The 18,693-nt window shown below is 34.3% G+C and carries 14 protein-coding genes; 6 read left to right on the top strand and 8 right to left on the bottom strand.

Features of this window, described 5'->3' with window-relative positions; genetic code table 11:
- The first annotated feature begins 4 nt into the window (after nucleotides 1-4).
- The 6 genes from LNP19_RS11770 (at nucleotide 5) to LNP19_RS11745 (ending at nucleotide 12,544) form a co-directional block, all read left to right on the top strand.
- Nucleotides 5-913 carry a PorP/SprF family type IX secretion system membrane protein gene (locus tag LNP19_RS11770; protein WP_230062104.1) on the top strand — a complete coding sequence of 303 codons (909 nt, stop codon included), beginning with the start codon at nucleotides 5-7 and terminating at the stop codon, nucleotides 911-913.
- A 19-nt stretch (nucleotides 914-932) separates the two neighbouring features.
- Nucleotides 933-2,870: an OmpA family protein gene (locus tag LNP19_RS11765; protein WP_230062103.1), complete on the top strand. Its 1,938-nt coding sequence runs from the start codon at nucleotides 933-935 to the stop codon at nucleotides 2,868-2,870.
- Nucleotides 2,871-3,700: 830 nt separating this feature from the next.
- Nucleotides 3,701-9,193 (top strand): DUF7507 domain-containing protein, encoded by a 5,493-nt coding sequence (locus LNP19_RS11760; RefSeq protein ID WP_230062102.1) that lies wholly within the window; start codon nucleotides 3,701-3,703, stop codon nucleotides 9,191-9,193.
- A 59-nt stretch (nucleotides 9,194-9,252) separates the two neighbouring features.
- Nucleotides 9,253-10,161 (top strand): PorP/SprF family type IX secretion system membrane protein, encoded by a 909-nt coding sequence (locus LNP19_RS11755; protein WP_230062101.1) that lies wholly within the window; start codon nucleotides 9,253-9,255, stop codon nucleotides 10,159-10,161.
- A gap of 9 nt (nucleotides 10,162-10,170) precedes the next feature.
- Nucleotides 10,171-10,569, top strand: a complete 399-nt coding sequence (locus LNP19_RS11750) for a flagellar motor protein MotB (protein ID WP_230062100.1) — start codon at nucleotides 10,171-10,173, stop codon at nucleotides 10,567-10,569.
- 37 nt (nucleotides 10,570-10,606) lie between these two features.
- On the top strand, nucleotides 10,607-12,544 hold the full coding sequence (locus tag LNP19_RS11745; RefSeq protein WP_230062099.1) for an OmpA family protein: 1,938 nt from the start codon (nucleotides 10,607-10,609) through the stop codon (nucleotides 12,542-12,544).
- A 58-nt stretch (nucleotides 12,545-12,602) separates the two neighbouring features.
- On the opposite strand, the gene LNP19_RS11740 is transcribed toward LNP19_RS11745, so the two are convergent.
- The 8 genes from LNP19_RS11740 to pyrR all read right to left on the bottom strand — a co-directional run bounded on the left by LNP19_RS11740 (nucleotide 12,603) and on the right by pyrR (nucleotide 18,527).
- A complete protein-coding gene (locus LNP19_RS11740) occupies nucleotides 12,603-13,058 on the bottom strand; it encodes a CAP domain-containing protein (RefSeq protein WP_346432212.1) in 456 nt (151 codons plus the stop codon).
- A gap of 346 nt (nucleotides 13,059-13,404) precedes the next feature.
- Complete coding sequence (locus tag LNP19_RS11735; RefSeq protein WP_230062098.1) at nucleotides 13,405-13,908, bottom strand: CAP domain-containing protein; 504 nt, start codon at nucleotides 13,906-13,908, stop codon at nucleotides 13,405-13,407.
- A gap of 347 nt (nucleotides 13,909-14,255) precedes the next feature.
- Nucleotides 14,256-14,759, bottom strand: coding sequence for a CAP domain-containing protein (locus LNP19_RS11730; protein WP_230062097.1), 504 nt, complete (start codon nucleotides 14,757-14,759; stop codon nucleotides 14,256-14,258).
- 164 nt (nucleotides 14,760-14,923) lie between these two features.
- The gene (gene pdxH / locus LNP19_RS11725) at nucleotides 14,924-15,568 is read right to left on the bottom strand and encodes a pyridoxamine 5'-phosphate oxidase (protein ID WP_230062096.1); all 645 of its coding nucleotides are present in this window, start codon (nucleotides 15,566-15,568) and stop codon (nucleotides 14,924-14,926) included.
- A 103-nt stretch (nucleotides 15,569-15,671) separates the two neighbouring features.
- Nucleotides 15,672-16,577, bottom strand: a complete 906-nt coding sequence (locus LNP19_RS11720; protein ID WP_230062095.1) for a ribonuclease Z — start codon at nucleotides 16,575-16,577, stop codon at nucleotides 15,672-15,674.
- 83 nt (nucleotides 16,578-16,660) lie between these two features.
- Nucleotides 16,661-16,993, bottom strand: a complete 333-nt coding sequence (locus LNP19_RS11715) for a ribonuclease Z (RefSeq protein ID WP_230062094.1) — start codon at nucleotides 16,991-16,993, stop codon at nucleotides 16,661-16,663.
- 55 nt (nucleotides 16,994-17,048) lie between these two features.
- Entirely contained in the window at nucleotides 17,049-17,975 is a 927-nt protein-coding gene (locus LNP19_RS11710) for an aspartate carbamoyltransferase catalytic subunit (protein ID WP_230062093.1), read from the bottom strand.
- A 6-nt stretch (nucleotides 17,976-17,981) separates the two neighbouring features.
- Complete coding sequence (gene pyrR, locus LNP19_RS11705; RefSeq protein WP_230062092.1) at nucleotides 17,982-18,527, bottom strand: bifunctional pyr operon transcriptional regulator/uracil phosphoribosyltransferase PyrR; 546 nt, start codon at nucleotides 18,525-18,527, stop codon at nucleotides 17,982-17,984.
- Between the last annotated feature and the right edge of the window lie 166 nt (nucleotides 18,528-18,693).

Genomic DNA, 18,693 nt, shown 5'->3' with positions numbered 1-18,693 from the left:
TCTAATGAAGAAAAAAATAATATTATTCGCTTTACTGTTTGCAGGAATTGTAAGTTATGCACAACAAGATTCACAATTCACGCAATACATGTACAACACAATTACTGTTAATCCTGCTTATGCAGGATCTAGAGGAGCTATGAGTATATTTGCTTTGCACCGTACTCAATGGGTAGGACTAGATGGAGCGCCAGTAACTAATGCCGTGTCAATAAATACTCCTTTAAACGGAAGTAACTTAGGTTTAGGAGTTTCGGTTATAAATGATAGAATTGGGCCCACTCATGAAAATACAATTTCAGCAGACTTATCGTATACTGTCCCAACTTCGGAAACATTTAAGCTTTCATTTGGTGTTAAAGCAACAGCTAATTTATTTGATTTAGATGGAACAAAATTGACACCTAAAGTATATGGTGATGTATCATTGGAAAGTTTTAATAAATTTACCCCAAATATAGGAGCTGGAGTATATCTCCATTCAGACAAAGCTTATCTGGGACTATCAGTTCCGAATTTCATAGAAACGAATCGATACAATGACAATGATGTTGCAATTGCAAAAGAAAAAATAACTTCTTATCTGATTGCTGGATATGTGTTTGATTTGAATACTTCCGTAAAATTCAAGCCTGCCCTACTTACTAAAATGATCAAGGGAGCTCCTCTCCAGGCCGATATTTCTGGTAACTTTCTATTCAATGATAAATTTATGCTTGGAGCCTCCTACAGATGGAGTGCTGCTCTAAGTGCAATGGCTGGATTTCAAATTTCTGATGCTTTGTATATAGGCTATGCTTACGATCATGAAACTACCCAATTAAAGCACTACAATTCAGGATCTCATGAAATCTTTTTCCGATATGAGTTATTTAAGAAAAATGATAAAATAACTACCCCTAGATTCTTTTAAAAATAAATAGTAGCTTCATATGAAAAATTATATATTCTTTTACCTAGCCATACTAAGTGTTCTTTCATTTAGTAGTCATGCACAAAAAACGAAAGTAGCATCAGCCGATAAAAAGTACGACAACTATGCTTATATAGAAGCCATAAAAACTTATGAAAGAGTTGCTGAAAAGGGTTACAAATCGGCAGATTTATTTCAAAAGTTAGGAAATTCGTATTATTTTAATGCTGAACTTGATAAGGCAGCAAAATGGTATGGCGAATTATTCTCTATGACACAAGATGTAGAACCTGAATATTATTACAGATATTCACAGTCTTTAAAATCTATAGGAGAAAATAGTAAAGCCGATGAGATGTTAGCCTTATTCAATCAAAAATCAGGAAACGATACCAGAGGAAAAATTTTCAAAAAAAACACCAATTATTTAGAGGTCATTAAAGCAAATTCAGGCCGATATAAGGTAGAAAATGCCGGTATAAATTCCCAATACTCCGATTATGGTAGTTCCTTTTTAAACAATAAAATTGTTTTTGCATCGGCAAGAGATACCGGAAGTATCAATCAGCGAAAACACAAATGGACCGATCAAAATTTTACAAATTTATACACGTCTGATTTAGACGACGCCATGAATCCTGGTGTGATTACACCATTTTCAAAGAATGTGAATTCAAAATTCAACGAATCGACTCCCGTTTTCACAAAAGATGGAAAAACAATGTACTTTACACGAAACAATTATCTGGACGGCAAAAAAGGGAAAAATGGAAATAACATTACTTTAATAAAAATTTATAAAGCTAATCTAGAAAACGACCAGTGGGTAAATATAATCGAACTGCCTTTCAATAGTGATAATTACAGTACGGCTCATCCTGCTTTAAGTACAGATGAAAAAACATTGTATTTTGCTTCTGATATGCCTGGAACATTGGGACAGTCAGATTTATTCAAAGTTAGAATAAATAATGATGGTAGTTTCGGGACACCTCAAAACCTAGGGAATAACATTAACACCGAAGGAAGAGAAACCTTTCCATTTCTAACAGATGAAAATGAAATCTATTTTGCTTCAGACGGACACCCTGGCCTTGGGGGATTAGATATTTTTGTGTCTAAAGTAAAAGCTGATGATACTTTTGGTAAAGTACAAAATGTAGGTAGTGATGTAAATTCTCCAAAAGATGATTTTGCCTATTTGATTGATACTAAAACAAGAAAAGGTTTTTTTACCTCTAATAGAGACGGTGGACAAGGCTATGATGATATTTACAAATTTCTAGAAACTAAAAAACTTTCTTGTGAACAAGAATTATTTGGAGTTATAACTGATCTCAAAACTTCCTACATTTTACCAAATACAAAAGTAAGTCTCTTTGATGCAACATTCCGTCTTATGAACTCTACTATTTCTGATCAAAACGGAAACTATTCTTTCAACGTAGAATGTGGAAAGACGTATTATGTGAGAGCTGAAAAAACAGAGTATACCACTAAAGAAGAGAAAATTGATATAATAAGCCAAACCGGAAAAACGAACTTATCCATAGCTTTAGAAAAAGAAGCATGTCAAGTAGCTATTGGAGATGATTTAGGAAAATGTTTTGGAATAAAAATGATTTATTTTGATTTAGACAAACATTTCATTACACCAATAGCGACTTTAGATCTAGAAAAAATACTAGATGTTATGAATCAGAATCCAACTATGAAAATAGACATTCGATCCCACACAGATAGTAGACAAACCTTTAAGTATAATGAGATTTTATCCAACAAAAGAGCCAAAGCCACTTTAGAATGGCTTGTTAAAAAAGGAATTAATTCCAACCGTCTTACTGCTAAAGGCTATGGAGAAACACAATTGGTAAATAAATGCTCAGATGGTGTAAAATGTACTGAGGAAGAACATCAAATGAACAGACGCAGTGAATTTATAATTACAGCATTATAAAAGTACTCGTTAACTCAACATTCTCTCTTAAAAAAAGATCCCTTAAGGCGAAAGCTTTAAGGGATCTTTTTAATTACTGCAAAACTAAGTATTCTAAACTCATTGGTAAAATTTTTTCACTAAATCAAGTCATTAAAAAAAAATAACCCGTTAAAAAACAAATACTTATCCTGTTAACTCTTTACTAAATAATGGCACTAATTAAACTTATTAATTGAATAATTTTCATCAAAAAAACACCTTTAAACGACTATTTTGGTTTTTTACGGAAAAAAAAAAACAATGTCATTAATTAGTCATAAATTTAATCATGACTAATTAATGACATTGTTTTTTAAATAGTCATAAAGTATAAGCATTTGAATTTTTAACCCCAAATAAAAATTCCTTGTCTTAAATATAGTGTATCTCTAAACACATGCTCTTGAAGTTTTGAATAAAATAATTTATTATTTATTCAAAAATTAGTATTTCAAAAACGTATTATCAGTTCATTATTTTTTTTAATACAACAAAACTTAAATAGATTGATTACAAGACGAAAAAATCAATCAAAAAAACAAACATTTTTAAAAAGTACAAAATCTAGTTTAACCTCTAATGGAAATTTTTAGCATTAGTATTTTGTCTCTTTAAATTTAAACTTCAATATTACTTAATCAAAAATGAAATTTGCTAATCCATTTATATTTAAGTAGATAAAAAAACTGACATCGATTGAGATTGAATTGCTGTCATGACGTTTCAGCCTTTAATGTACAAAACAATTCCGAGAAGTAGATCTTACTATTTACAATTGTATCATTTTCTAACGATTTAATTAAATCAATATGAAATCAATCTTTACCCATTCGACAAAATCATTTATATTTCATTTAGTAAGCTTTTTTAGTTTAACAATGGCTGTTGCCCAAACAACAACAACATTTCCTAATCCAAATTCCTGTACATCTGGTGATTTGGAATTAGTTGGTGCAACTCTCGTTGAGGGAGTCGGTTGCGATGCCTGTGACCAAATACCTCAAGAGATAACCAGAACACTAAAAGTTTCCATTAATAACACCACTGGTTCAACTAGGACATCTTTTGCTTTTTGGGGACAATTAGAAATCTATGACGGAAATACGGGATTATTAAAACCTTCCGAGTCCGGACCAATAAGTGGTTGTGGTGGTCCACTACCAGGTAATACTATAACAAGTTTAGCTACTATTCCAATTAAATATACTTGTGGTGATATATTAAAGATTACTAATCTATTTTTGGCATGGACCGATGCATCTCCTGGTAGTACTTGTGCTTCTTTAAATTCTGCCACAATTGCTCCCAAATGTGGAACATTACCTTCTATAAAAATTGAAAATGGTGTAAATGGAGAATTTGCTGTGACCAATTTACAATGTTATGGATCAAATAATGGAAGTATTGACTTAACCCCAACTGGAGGAACAGCTCCATATTCTTATACATGGACTGCTTCTGATGGGGGAATTATCCCGGCTGGACAAGAACACAATCAAGATCTTAGCGTTTTAGTGGCTGGTACCTATACAGTAAACATTCAAGATGCTAATCATTGTAACATTACAAAAAGTAGAACTATTGTACAACCTGAAACCCCTCTTGTTGCTGCAATTGGTTCTGTAACAAATGTAAACTGTAAAGGTGGTGCAACAGGATCAGCTACAGCTTCAGCTACAGGCGGAACTGCAGCTTATACCTATAGCTGGAATACCAATCCGATTCAAAACACAGCTCTAGCCTCCGGATTGGCTGCGGGCACCTATACTGTTACAGTAACAGATTCTAAAGGGTGTACTGACACCGAACAAATTACTATCACTGAACCGCAAAATGCGCTTATAGCTGCAATTGGTTCTGTAATGAATGTAAACTGCAAAGGAAGCGTCACGGGATCAGCTACAGCTTCAGCTACAGGCGGAACTGCAGCTTATACCTATAGTTGGAATACCAATCCGATTCAAAATACAGCTGTAGCCTCTGGATTAGCTGCAGGGACCTATACCGTAACGGTAACGGATTCAAAAGGTTGTATTGATACTGAACAAATTACTATAACAGAACCGCAAGATGTGCTTGTTGCTTCAATTGGTTCTGTGGCGAATGTAAACTGTAAAGGTGGTGCAACAGGATCAGCTACAGCTTCAGCTACAGGCGGAACTGCAGCTTATACCTATAGTTGGAATACCAATCCGATTCAAAATACAGCCCTAGCTTCTGGATTAACTGCAGGTACCTATACCGTAACGGTAACGGATTCCAAAGGTTGTATTGACACTGAACAAATTACTATAACAGAACCGCAAAATGCGCTTGTTGCTTCAATTGGTTCTGTGGCGAATGTAAACTGTAAAGGTGATGCAACAGGATCAGCTACAGCTTCAGCTACAGGCGGAACTGCAGCTTATACCTATAGTTGGAATACCAATCCGATTCAAAACACAGCTCTAGCCTCCGGATTGGCTGCGGGCACCTATACTGTTACAGTAACAGATTCTAAAGGGTGTACTGACACCGAACAAATTACTATCACTGAACCGCAAAATGCGCTTGTAGCAGCAATTGGTTCTGTAATGAATGTAAACTGCAAAGGAAACGCCACGGGATCAGCAACTGCTTCGGCTACTGGCGGAACTGCAACTTATACCTATAGTTGGAACACCAATCCGGTTCAAAATACTGCAGTAGCCTCTGGTTTGACTGCGGGCACCTATATTGTTACAGTAACAGATTCCAAAGGCTGTACCGACACCGAACAAATTACTATCACTGAACCGCAAAATGCGCTTGTAGCAGCAATTGGTTCTGTAATGAATGTAAACTGCAAAGGAAACGCCACGGGATCAGCAACTGCTTCGGCTACTGGCGGAACTGCTGCATATACCTATAGTTGGAACACCACTCCTGTTCAAAATACTGCGGTAGCCTCTGGTTTGACTGCGGGCACCTATACTGTTACAGTTACAGATTCCAAAGGCTGTACCGATACCGAACAAATTACTATAACTGAACCGCAAGATGCGCTTATAGCAGCAATTGGTTCTATCGTTAATGTAAACTGTAAAGGAGAAGCCACGGGATCAGCAACTGCTTCGGCTACTGGCGGAACTGCAACTTATACCTATAGTTGGAACACTAATCCTGTTCAAAATACTGCTGTAGCCTATGGTTTGACTGCAGGAACGTATACAGTAACAGCAACAGATTCCAAAGGCTGTACTGACACAGAACAAATTACTATCACTGAACCTCAAAATGCACTTGTTGCTACAATTGGTTCTATCGTTAATGTAAACTGCAAAGGAGACGCCACGGGATCAGCAACTGCTTCGGCTACAGGCGGAACTGCTGCTTATACCTATAGTTGGAACACTAATCCTGTTCAAAATACTGCGGTAGCCTCTGGTTTGACTGCAGGAACTTATATAGTAACAGTAACGGATTCCAAAGGATGTACTGACACCGAACAAATTACTATCACTGAACCTCAAAATGTACTTGTAACTGCTATTGGTTCTGTCGTAAATGTAAATTGCAAAGGAGAAGCTACGGGATCAGCAACTGCTTCGGCTACAGGCGGAACTACTGCTTATACCTATAGTTGGAACACTAATCCTGTTCAAAATACTGCGCTAGCCTCAGGTTTGATTGCAGGAATGTATACAGTAACAGTAACAGATTCCAAAGGCTGTACCGATACCGAACAAATTACTATAACAGAACCACAAGATGTGCTATCGTGTTCAATTATGCAAGACAAAGCTGTTTCTTCTAATGGTTTAAGCGATGGCGAAGCCACTGTTACTCCTATTGGTGGAAATGGAGGATATACCTACTTATGGGATAATGGGGAAACTACTGCTAAAGCTGTAGGTCTTAACGTAGGATTACATGCAGTAACTATTACCGATAGTAAAGGTTGTCAAACAACTTGTAATGTAACAATCAGTCAACCTGATGTGCTATCTTGTAGCATTATTCAAGATACTCCTGCTAAATGTTATGGAGACAGTAATGGGATAGCCTCAGTAACAGCTATAGGAGGTAATGGTGAATACACTTATTTGTGGGATAACGGAGAAACTACTGCACAGGCAATTGCTTTAAATGCAGGAAATCATAGCGTTACTGTTACCGATAAATTAGGATACCAAACAACTTGTAATGTAACTGTTGAGCAACCAAATGCAGCCTTAAGTGCTACCGCTATTATAGTAAACAATAATAATTGTGTAGGATGTACTAACGGCTCAATAACTCAAACAGTCAGTGGTGGTACAAGCCCATATACATATTTATGGTCTAATGGCGCAACTACCAAAGACTTAAATTCACTATCTAAGGGCAGCTATACTGTTGAAATTAAAGACTATAATGGATGTGTAATAAACTACACTTATACGATAGTCGAGTCAGGGATAGCCTTGGTAAAAACAGGAACTTTCAACGATAGCAACTCAGACGGATATGCGCAAGCGGGAGAAACTATCAATTATGCTTTCTCTGTCACTAATATTGGTGAGGTAACTCTAACCAATATCTCCATTACCGATCCTTTAGTGACCATTATTGGAGGGCCTATAGCTACACTTTCCATTGGAGCAACTGATTCTTCGACTTTTACCGCTTCTTATCTACTGACACAAAGCGATATTGATGCCGGTATGGTGATAAATTCTGCTTTGGCAATAGGCAAAGATTCTGAAAATATTGATGTGAAAGATATCTCAGGAACTGATATAAATAACGATACTGAAACCATAACTCAGCTGATACAATCCCCTTCAATAGTTGTCACCAAAGATGGATTTTATAATGACACCAATGAAGATGGAATTACAAATGTTGGGGATAAAGTTATTTATAATTTCACGGTAAAAAACACGGGGAATGTAACCTTAAAAAATATTATTATAGCTGACATATTGCCCGGATTAGAAATTTCTGGTGGTCCAATTGATCTTGAACCTAATGCAATTGATAATAACACATTTACTGCCTTTTATACAATTGCTCAAAAGGATATTAATGCTGGATTTGTGTATAACTTAGCAACGGTAAGTGGAACACCACCTGTAGGGGAACCTGTTACGAGTACTTCTACTGATCCTACTCCTTGTGTTTCCTGCCCAGTTAATCCTGATTGTCCTGCAGAAACTGATTGTAGTAACTATACGATTACTCCTCTAAATCAAACACCTTCGTTAGTTATCACAAAAGATGGGACTTATGTGGATACTAATGAAGACGGTATTACAAGCATTGGCGATAAAGTAACTTACAACTTCACGGTAAGAAATACCGGTAATGTTACATTGACAAACATAACCATACATGACCTATTACCAGACATACAAATTTTAGGAGGACCAATTGACCTTGAGCCTAATGCTATTGATAATAATACATTTACCGCTTTTTATACAATTAAGCAAAATGATATTAACACTGGTTTTGTTTACAATTTAGCTATAGCTACAGGAACACCGCCTTTAGGAGAACCTGTTTCTGCAACCTCTACAGATCCTACACCTTGTACTTCCTGTCCTGCTAACCCAAATTGTCCAGCCGAAACGGATTGTAGTAGCTACACAGTTACTCCGCTCAATCAAAATCCCAGCTTGCAAGTTACTAAAACGGCAACCGTTAGCAGTAATGGTAATGATACAGATGTCTACAGTTTCGTTGGCGATGTAATCAATTATACCATAATAGTAAAAAATACCGGTAATGTAACACTTCATGATATTATAGTGATAGATGAATTAACAGGATTGACTACACAGCCTATCGCAACCTTGGCACCTGGTGAATCTTTGGAAGCTATTCTCCAAACTTATACAATAACCAAAAATGATTTAGCTCAAGATTCAGTCGTCAATATTGCAAAAGCGACAGCAAAAGATCCAAATGGAGTGGCAATCCCACCAGCTTCAGGTACTGTGACTGTTGAAAAAGCCAGCGTATTAGGATGTGAAAGTATTGTCGTTCATAATGCTTTCTCTCCAAATGGAGATGGAATTAACGAAACCTTTATAATTGACGGTATAGGTGATACTACTTGTTATCCTGAAAATACAGTAGAAATTTACAACCGCTGGGGAGTATTAGTTTTTGAAACAACAAACTATAATAATCAAACTAATGTTTTTGATGGCTATTCAAGAGGTAGAACAACCATTAGTAAATCATCCGGTTTACCTACAGGAACCTATTACTATATCTTGAATTATACTTCGGTTGATCTCAGTGGTAATATCCAAACCAATAGAAAAGATGGGTATTTATACCTCACACGATAAACCTAACTCAAATCTAACTCCTGAAAACTAAACATTCTCAGGTTAAAAAAACAAGATAAATGAAGACAAGAGTATTATTATTCGCCTTGCTGTTTACTGGAGCTGTAAGTTATGCACAACAAGATGCGCAATTTACACAGTACATGTATAACACAATCAATATCAATCCCGCTTATGCAGGATCGAGAGGAGCTTTGAGTATATTTGCTTTACATCGCACTCAATGGGTAGGCCTAGACGGAGCACCTGTTACTAATGCGGTATCAGTCAATACACCTTTAAATGAAAGTCACTTGGGTTTGGGAATATCTCTAATAAATGATAAAATTGGCCCCACTCATGAGAATACTATTTCGGCAGATTTATCTTACACCATCCCTACTTCTGAGACATTTAAACTCTCTTTTGGAATCAAGGCAACGGCTAATCTATTCGATTTAGATGTAAATAAATTAAACCCTGTTGATGATGATCCTAGCCTCCACGATTACAATAATAAATTTTCACCAAATATTGGTGGAGGAATTTATTATCATTCTGATAAAGCCTATCTGGGTTTATCTGTTCCTAATTTCATAGAAACCAATCGATATGATGACAATGAGGTGGCAATTTTTAAAGAAAAAATTAATTATTATCTTATTGCTGGATACGTATTTGATTTAAGCAGTTATGCAAAATTCAAACCTGCACTACTTACAAAGATGGTTAAAGGGGCTCCTCTCCAAGTAGATGTATCTGGGAATTTTATGCTCTATGATAAATTTGTTGTTGGTGTCGCCTACAGATGGAGTGCCGCATTAAGTGCTTCAGTTGGATTCCAAATATCAGATGCATTATATATTGGATACGGTTATGATCATGAAACTACAGATTTAAAGCATTATAATTCCGGATCTCATGAAATATTCCTGCGTTATGATATATTTAAAAAGAATAATAAAATAACAACCCCAAGATTCTTCTAAAAAAATATTATGAAAAAAAACCTACTTGTTTTAATAGTATTAAATGTGTTTTCATTTAACGGCTATACTCAAAATGAAAAATTCTATGTAACTGAAAAAATAAGCGATAAATATGCCTATGTAGATGTTGTAAAGACCTACGAAAGAATTGTAGCAAAAGGCTATAAATCCATAGTCATGTTTAAAACTATTGGAGATTCCTATTATACAAATTTTGAATTAGACAAAGCAGCAAAATGGTATTGTGAACTATTTGCCATGACAGCTGATTTAGAACCTAAATATTATCAACAATACGCCAAGTCATTGAAAGCTATAGGTGAAAATGATAAGGCCAATGAAATTCTCAAACGTTTAAACCAAAAAAATGAAAATAGAGTTGATAATACTTCTTTAAAACTACAATAAATTGATAACAACACGATTCTTCTAAAAAACAATCATTATGAAAAATAGTATACTTCTTTTTATCACCATAGTTAGTGCTTTTTCATTTAACTGTTTTGCCCAAAAAGCAAGAGTTTCCATAGCCGAAAAAAAGTATGACAACTATGCTTATATAGATGCAATAAAAACTTACGAAAGAGTTGCAGAGAAAGGGTACAAATCGGTAGATATGTTTAAAAAACTAGGGAATTCCTATTACTATAATGCCCAACTGGATCAGGCTGCAAAATGGTATGCTGAATTATTTGCCATGACCCAAGACTTAGAACCAGAATATTATTATCGCTATGCTCAATCCTTAAGGTCTATAGGCGAGAATGACAAGGCTGATGAGATAATGCAAAAATTTAACCAGCTATCTGGAAACGACAGCCGAGGGACACTTTTTGAAAAAGATCGGAATTTCCTTGAGGAAATTAAAGCCAATTCAGGAAGGTATCAAGTAGAAAACGCAGGAATTAATTCTAAATATTCTGATTATGGTTCTTCTTTCTATCTGAATAAAATAGTCTTTGCTTCTGCCAGAGATACCGGTAGTCTAGGCCAAAGAAAACATGCTTGGACTAATCAATATTTTACTAATCTTTATGTAGCTGATTTAGATGAAGCAATGTCTCCTGCGGCAGTCCTAAAATTTGACCGAAATGTAAAATCAAGATTCCATGAGTCTACCCCAACTTTTACCAAAGACGGAAAAACAATGTACTTTACCCGAAATAACTTTCTAGAAGGAAAAAAAGGAAAAGACGGCAATAACATTACTTTAATAAAAATATATAAGGCTAATTTTGAAAATGATAAATGGAAAAACATAACCGAACTTCCATTCAATAGCGACAGCTATAGTACAGCACATCCCGCCTTAAGTGCCGACGAAAAAACATTATATTTTGCTTCGGATATGCCGGGTACATTTGGACAATCTGATTTATTTAAAGTAAAGATTAACGAAGACGGAAGCTTTGGAATACCCGAAAATTTGGGAAGAACGATCAATACTGAAGGTAGGGAAACCTTCCCGTTCCTAACCAATGAAAACGAAATTTATTTTGCTTCAGATGGGCATCCGGGTCTGGGAGGTTTAGACATATTTGTTTCTAAAATCAATGCAGACGGCACTTTTGACAAAGTTCAAAACATAGGAACCGATGCCAATTCTCCTCAAGATGATTTTGCCTATTTAATAGATACCAAAACCAGAAGAGGTTTCTTTTCCTCTAATAGGGATGGCGGTCAAGGTTATGATGATATTTATAAATTTCTTGAAACTAAAAAATTAGTTTGTGAGCAAGAACTCTACGGTGAAATTACCGATTTAGCTACTGGTGAAATCTTACCAAATACAAAAATAAGTTTGCTAGATGATTCACTCACTTTACTAAATACTGTCTATTCGGATGAGAAAGGAAATTATTCCCTAACGGTAGAATGTGGCAAAAGATATAGTGTTAGAGCGGCCAAAGAAGAATACACCACCAAAGAAGAAATAATTACGATCGTCAAAGAAAATGGTAGAACCCATCTGCCATTTGCACTAGAAAAAGCAAGATGTAAAGTGGCCGTAGGAGATGATTTGGGTAAATGCTTTGGAATAAAAATGATTTATTTTGACTTTGATAAATCAGACATTCGAATGGAAGCTGCCCTAGATCTAGAAAAAATACTAGATGTTATGAATCAATATCCAACTATGAAACTCGATATCCGATCACATACTGATAGCCGAGGCACTTTCAAGTACAATGAATCTTTATCAGACCGAAGAGCAAAATCTACCATAAAATGGTTGGTTAAAAATGGTGTAGATAAAAATCGCCTCACAGGTAAAGGCTATGGAGAAAACCAACTCGTAAACAGATGTGCTGACGGTGTTGATTGCTCTGAAGAAGAACATCAAATGAATAGACGTAGCGAGTTTATCATAACTGAGTTATAAATAAAAAGAGAGAGGTCGTTTTAAAAAACGACCTCTCTCTTTTAAATAGAAAATCTTATTATATTCTTACGAAAATATTAGTGTAATATTTCTTTCCTGTAACGGCATCTTGATCTATTGCAATTCCAAAATGAGTAAAATTCCCAACGATATTCCCTTTATGGGTTGCACTATTCAACCAAGCATTTACTGCATCTTGAGGACTATCATAATTACGAGCTATATTTTCGGCTACCGCTTTAGCTTCTAAAGCTTGTATAATATTCTCTGAACGAGCCACAAAACCATCATGATTTAAAACATCATTAGTAATCATGTAAATATTATGCTCTTCTGACTTATAAGAAATATGATTTATTTTCTCAAGAGAATTTAAGCCAACACTAAGTCGGTAATCATTTATTAAATTCATCACTTCTATTTCAGATGCACTGTAAGTGTAATTTAAAACAATTTCAGGTTTCAATCCTATCTTTTCCCGTCCAGACATATCCGAAGAACAAGAACTTATCATAAATATTGCCGCAACAAGTAGAATTTTTGGGAGTAAATACAATTTCATATGGGTAATCTGGATTTTTTTTTGCGCTGTATCAAAACGCCTTCCTAATTCCAAACATACGTGCTTATTTATCAAGTGTCCAAAAAACATCGACAAACTACACAATTTTTAACCATTATTTATTATTTTTCGTACTTAAAAAAGGAATCAATAAAAATACAGCCTAAAATAATGAAAGCTACATTAATGAATGATGAACGTTCAGGCATTAATTACAGTAGTTCAATATTTTTAAACAAAATTAGCGTAAATAAAAAGCTGACTCTTGGGGAGAAGTCAGCTTTCTAGAAGTAATCAATTAAATTTTTGCAAAAATATTAGTATAATATTTACGACCATTTTCCGGATCAGCTTTTATTGCAATCCCAAAATGAGTAAAGTTGCCAACAATATTCTCTTTATGACCTGGACTATTCAACCAAGCCTTTAAAGCATCTGCAGGTGAATTATAATTATAGGCTATATTCTCTGCTACTGTTTTTGCTCCCAAAACTTTTATGATGTTTTGTGAGCGAGCTACAAAATCGTTATGATTTACAACTTTATTAGCAATCATATAGTTGTCGTGCTCTTCAGACTTATATGACATATGATTTATTTTCTCTAAACGATTTAAGCCAACACTAACTCTGTAATCATTTATCAAATTCATGGCTTCCAATTCGGTTGCAGTATAATCGTAATTTTCAACCACACTTAGTTTGTTCTCTACTGCATCTGCATCAGAAGTATCAGAAGAACAGGAATTCATTATACATACCACTGATAAGAGTAATACTGTACGAAGTAATTTTGTTTTCATAATAGTAGTAGTTTAAGTTTAAAGTAGATTGTGGGGCAAACTCCTTTAATATATTTTCTAAAAATCCATAGACCGAATTTACATATATTTTCGTTTAAAAGCGCAAAATAATCGATGAAATACATCTTTTTAAATTTTAAATGTATTTTTTCCTACAAAATTAAACATTAGATATTATTAGAATGGCAAGCTTAATTACTATTTTTACTTTACTAAAACTCAAGAAAGCTGTTAGCCGAGATGCTAAAAAACAATTATAACATACTTATAAAATATACCGATTGTTTTTAAGGTAAAAAAAAAGCTGTACCCAGAGGATACAGCTTTTTTAATGATTTTGATAGAGATTAAATTTTAGCGAATATATTCGTATAATATTTTTTTCCACTGGCTGGATCTTCACGAATTGCCATTCCAAAGTGAGTAAAATCACCCTCTATGTTCTCTTTATGACCAGGACTGTTTAACCAAGCAGTAACAGCACTTTTAGGGCTTACAAAATTAAAGGCAACATTCTCCCCTACTTTCTTAGCACCTAAAACATTCATAATGTTTTCTGAACGAGAAACAAAACCATCATGACTAGGTTCTTTTTTAGTGATCATGTAATTATCATGCTCCTCAGACTTAAAAGAAATATGATTAATTTTTTGTAAAGAATTTAAACCAACACTTACACGATACTCATTTATCAACTGCATTGCTTCCAATTCAGAAACGCTATAAGTATAATTTTCAACTTTTTCAGTCTTAGCTTCAACCGAAGCTGTTTCTGAAACATCAGAGCTACAAGAATTTAAAGTAATTATTGTAACAGCAAGTAAAACTGTACGTAGTAATTTTATTTCCATAAAATAGTAGTTTAAGTTTAAAGTAGATTGTGGGGCAAACTCCTTTAAAGAAATTAGATATTTAATCTTTTTTCGTTACTCAAACTTATCAAAAATTTCGCTAAACAAAGCAAAATAATCGATGAACTACATTATTATCAATATATTGTAATTTTTTTCTTAAACTATGGAGATAATCTTTCTATCTTCCATGAAAAATCATCTTGGCTAGTATATCGAATTCTATCATGCAAACGATTGGGTCTTCCTTGCCAAAATTCCACTTCATGAGGAACCACTAAAAAACCTCCCCAGTGCTTCGGTCTTGGAATCACCATACTTTCGTACTCATTTTCTAGTTGTTTCAAATTCTCTTCTAAAAAAGTACGGGAAGGAACCACTTCGCTTTGGTTTGAAACAATAGCTCCCAATTTACTGCCGTCTGGTCTGGAATCAAAATAATTATCCGAAACAATTTCAGCGGTTCTTTGTGCAATTCCTTTAATAATTACCTGACGTTCCATACTATGCCAAAAAAAAGACAGACATACATTAGGATTATTGGCAATTGCTTTACCCTTTTCGGAATTATAGTTGGTATAAAAAATAAAGCCTTCTTCGTTGTATTTTTTTAATAAAACTACTCTGGCTTTAGGAAAGCCGTCTAGGCCAATTGTAGAAACCGTCATTGCATTCACTTCTTCAGTCCCACCAAAATCCTCTGTTTCATGAAACCATCTGTTAAAAAGATTTATAGGATCTTCAGGTATAGTAGACTCCAGCAATTCACTTTTATCGTATGATTTTCTATAATTACTTAAATCTTGCATTACTTTGGTTTATAAGGATTAATTCTTCTTTAAATTTACTACTTTTTAAACTTTTGAGAAATCAGGATTTCTCTTTTAACGAAAGTATTATTTTTAAATTCAGCTAAAACTCAAAATTTTCACCATCATCTGCCAAAAGCACTTCGGGAAAAATAGTCAGGGCTTCCTCTTTAAAAAGTTCTATATTTTCATATCGGGTAGAATAATGCCCCAGAATTAATTGTTTAACATTGGATTTCAAAGCAATTCTGGCAGCTTCTTTGGCTGTCGAATGCATTGTTTTGGCCGCTAAAGCTTCTTCTGATTGCAAAAAAGTGGCTTCGTGATATAACACATCTACTCCGCTTATGACCGGAATAATTTCTTCATTATAAACAGTATCCGAACAAAAAGCATAACTCTTTGGTGCTACAGGATCAAAAGTCAATTTCTCATTCTCTATAATCCTACCGTCATCTAAAACAATATCTTTTCCGTTTTTAATATTTTGATAATAACATCCCTCAATATTATAATCTTGGGCAGCCGCAATATTGAGTTTTCTTTTATCAATTTTCTCTTGAAACAAAAAACCATTAGTATAGACACGATGTTTTAAAGGAATAGTCTTTACTATAACTTTCTCGTCTTCATAAACTATTTCGCTTTCATTAGACTCTAATTCGTGAAAGTACAAACCGTAATTAGTCCACGAATTGGCTAAGCGCAGTTGTAACTTTATAATTTCTTTGATGCCTTTAGGTCCGTAGATATGTAAATCAGTAGTTCTATTTAATAAGGTAAAAGTCGATATTAAACCAATCAATCCAAAAAAGTGATCGCCATGCAAATGAGAAATAAAAATATGATTTATTTTGGAAAATCTAATTTTGTTTTTTCGAAGTTGCACTTGAGTTCCCTCTCCACAATCGATAAGAAATAATCTGTTTTTTATTTCTAAAATCTGAGAAGTAGGATTGGTAAAAGTACGCGGAGTGGCTGCATAGCAACCTAGAATGGTTAGTTTCAAGTTATTCTTTTATTTTGCAAAATAGTTATTGCATATTTGATTAAATCATTTAAACGATTAAACAAATAACCGAATACACCTATTTAAAATCCCAAATCTCTTTCAATCTCTTCCATTTCAATAATATCGTGCGCTTCCAATAAAGAAGGGACAGCGGTCAAGGCTTCTGGAATTGCATTGAAGTCAAAATCTGAAATGACGATAACAAATGATTTTTTTGCTTTTTTATGTAACTTAGACAAAGGCATAAATGTTTTAACATCAATTAACGTCAAATCATTATATGAGAGAAGATCAATAATTATATTGTGTTTTTCGAATGTTTTATATTGATGCGTTACTTTCATTAAAAAAGAAGTAATGTCGCCTTGAGTGTCCTTAATTGTAATGGTATGTCCTTTTTGATCTACTTTCATTGTATGTGTTTTATCAAAATTGTATGCTGCTAATGGCTGTACTTTTATTTTAAAATTATTGAATTTTTGATGCCAAAAGATAGATAACAGCCATTCTGATGGCTACACCATTTTCTACTTGGTTCAAAATTACCGATTGATTTGAATCAGCCACCTCTGAGGTAATTTCAACCCCGCGATTGATAGGACCAGGATGCATAATTACAATCTCTTTGCTTAGAGAATCTAAAAGCGGTTTATCTACACCATATTGTTGGGCATATTCTCTAGTTGATGGGAAAAAATTCACATCCATACGTTCATTTTGCACACGCAACATATTGGCTACATCACACCATTCTAGGGCTTTTCGCAAATTGGGTTCAACTGTTACTCCCAGTGATTCAATATATTTAGGAATTAATGTTTTTGGTCCGCAAACTTTAACTTCGGCACCTTGCATTTGCAAAGCATAAATATTAGATAAAGCGACTCTTGAATGCAATATGTCACCCACAATCACTACTTTCTTCCCTCCTACATCACCTAGTTTTTCTCTGATGGAATAACTATCCAACAAAGCCTGAGTAGGATGCTCATGAGCACCATCACCAGCATTTACAATACTTGCTTTTACATTTTTTGATAAAAAGTAAGCAGCACCCGGATTTGAATGACGCATGACTACCATATCTACCTTCATTGATAGGATATTATTTACGGTATCTATCAGTGTTTCTCCTTTTTTAACGGAAGATTGTGCTGCCGAAAAACTAATAACATCAGCTGATAATCTTTTTTGGGCTAATTCAAAAGAAAGTTTAGTACGGGTACTATTTTCAAAAAATATGTTGGCAATGGTAATATCTCGTAACGAAGGTACTTTCTTTATCGGTCTGTTGATGACTTCTTTAAAATGATCGGCGGTTTCAAAAATAAGGTCAATATCTTTTTTGTTGATGTATTTTATACCTAATAAATGATTTACACTTAGTTCGCTCATCTTTGTTTACTGATTATTATTAATTAAAAAAACGCCGTCTTCTCCTTCATTCTCGATCCAATTCACTTTTACCTTTTCATCGTTTATGGCATCTACCTGTCTCCCTCTATAATCGGGTTGAATAGGCAAATTGCGACTAAAACGTCTGTCAATTAAAACAAGTAATTCAATTTCCGAAGGTCTCCCGAAAGACTGAATCGCTGTCAAAGCAGATCGAATACTTCTACCGGTATACAAAACATCATCAATAAAAATGACTTTTTTGTTTTCGACTATAAAATCAATTTTGGTTTTATTGGCTTCCAATGGTTTATCCGTTCTTCGAAAATCATCTCTAAAAAAAGTGATATCCAAGTAGCCTAACTTAATTTCGGGTGTATTGTATTCTTTTTCCAATATTTCTTTAAGACGTTCCGCCAGGAAAGTTCCTCTTGGCTGAATACCAACCAAAATTGTATCCGAGAAATCGAGATGTTTTTCAATTAACTGACAAGCTAAACGATGTAGAATGATATTGACTTCTTTTGAATTGAGCAATACTTTTTGAGTCATAGTAAAGGTTGGGTTTGATTTTGCAAATATACAAATTCCGATTTATGATTTTATACTTATAAAGCGAGAAAATAAAGTCCTTTTTATTTTCTCAATAAAACGATATTCTTACAATATCGAAATTAAAAACCAAGGTATAAAAAAGCCCCGAGAAAAAACTCAGGGC

This window comes from Flavobacterium acetivorans (assembly GCF_020911885.1).
Classification (GTDB): Bacteria; Bacteroidota; Bacteroidia; order Flavobacteriales; family Flavobacteriaceae; genus Flavobacterium; species Flavobacterium acetivorans.
The sequence above is the reverse complement of the archived record's forward strand: the minus strand, read 5'-3'. Positions and strand labels throughout refer to the sequence as shown.

What these genes read in the sequence shown, in the direction of transcription:
- LNP19_RS11770 (WP_230062104.1), top strand. Translation starts at nt 5, where the DNA reads ATGAAGAAAAAAATAATATTATTCGCTTTACTGTTTGCAGGAATTGTA.
- LNP19_RS11765 (WP_230062103.1), top strand. Translation starts at nt 933, where the DNA reads ATGAAAAATTATATATTCTTTTACCTAGCCATACTAAGTGTTCTTTCA.
- LNP19_RS11760 (WP_230062102.1), top strand. Translation starts at nt 3,701, where the DNA reads ATGAAATCAATCTTTACCCATTCGACAAAATCATTTATATTTCATTTA.
- LNP19_RS11755 (WP_230062101.1), top strand. Translation starts at nt 9,253, where the DNA reads ATGAAGACAAGAGTATTATTATTCGCCTTGCTGTTTACTGGAGCTGTA.
- LNP19_RS11750 (WP_230062100.1), top strand. Translation starts at nt 10,171, where the DNA reads ATGAAAAAAAACCTACTTGTTTTAATAGTATTAAATGTGTTTTCATTT.
- LNP19_RS11745 (WP_230062099.1), top strand. Translation starts at nt 10,607, where the DNA reads ATGAAAAATAGTATACTTCTTTTTATCACCATAGTTAGTGCTTTTTCA.
- LNP19_RS11740 (WP_346432212.1), bottom strand. Translation starts at nt 13,058, where the DNA reads ATGATAAGTTCTTGTTCTTCGGATATGTCTGGACGGGAAAAGATAGGA.
- LNP19_RS11735 (WP_230062098.1), bottom strand. Translation starts at nt 13,908, where the DNA reads ATGAAAACAAAATTACTTCGTACAGTATTACTCTTATCAGTGGTATGT.
- LNP19_RS11730 (WP_230062097.1), bottom strand. Translation starts at nt 14,759, where the DNA reads ATGGAAATAAAATTACTACGTACAGTTTTACTTGCTGTTACAATAATT.
- pdxH (WP_230062096.1), bottom strand. Translation starts at nt 15,568, where the DNA reads ATGCAAGATTTAAGTAATTATAGAAAATCATACGATAAAAGTGAATTG.
- LNP19_RS11715 (WP_230062094.1), bottom strand. Translation starts at nt 16,993, where the DNA reads ATGAAAGTAGATCAAAAAGGACATACCATTACAATTAAGGACACTCAA.
- LNP19_RS11710 (WP_230062093.1), bottom strand. Translation starts at nt 17,975, where the DNA reads ATGAGCGAACTAAGTGTAAATCATTTATTAGGTATAAAATACATCAAC.
- pyrR (WP_230062092.1), bottom strand. Translation starts at nt 18,527, where the DNA reads ATGACTCAAAAAGTATTGCTCAATTCAAAAGAAGTCAATATCATTCTA.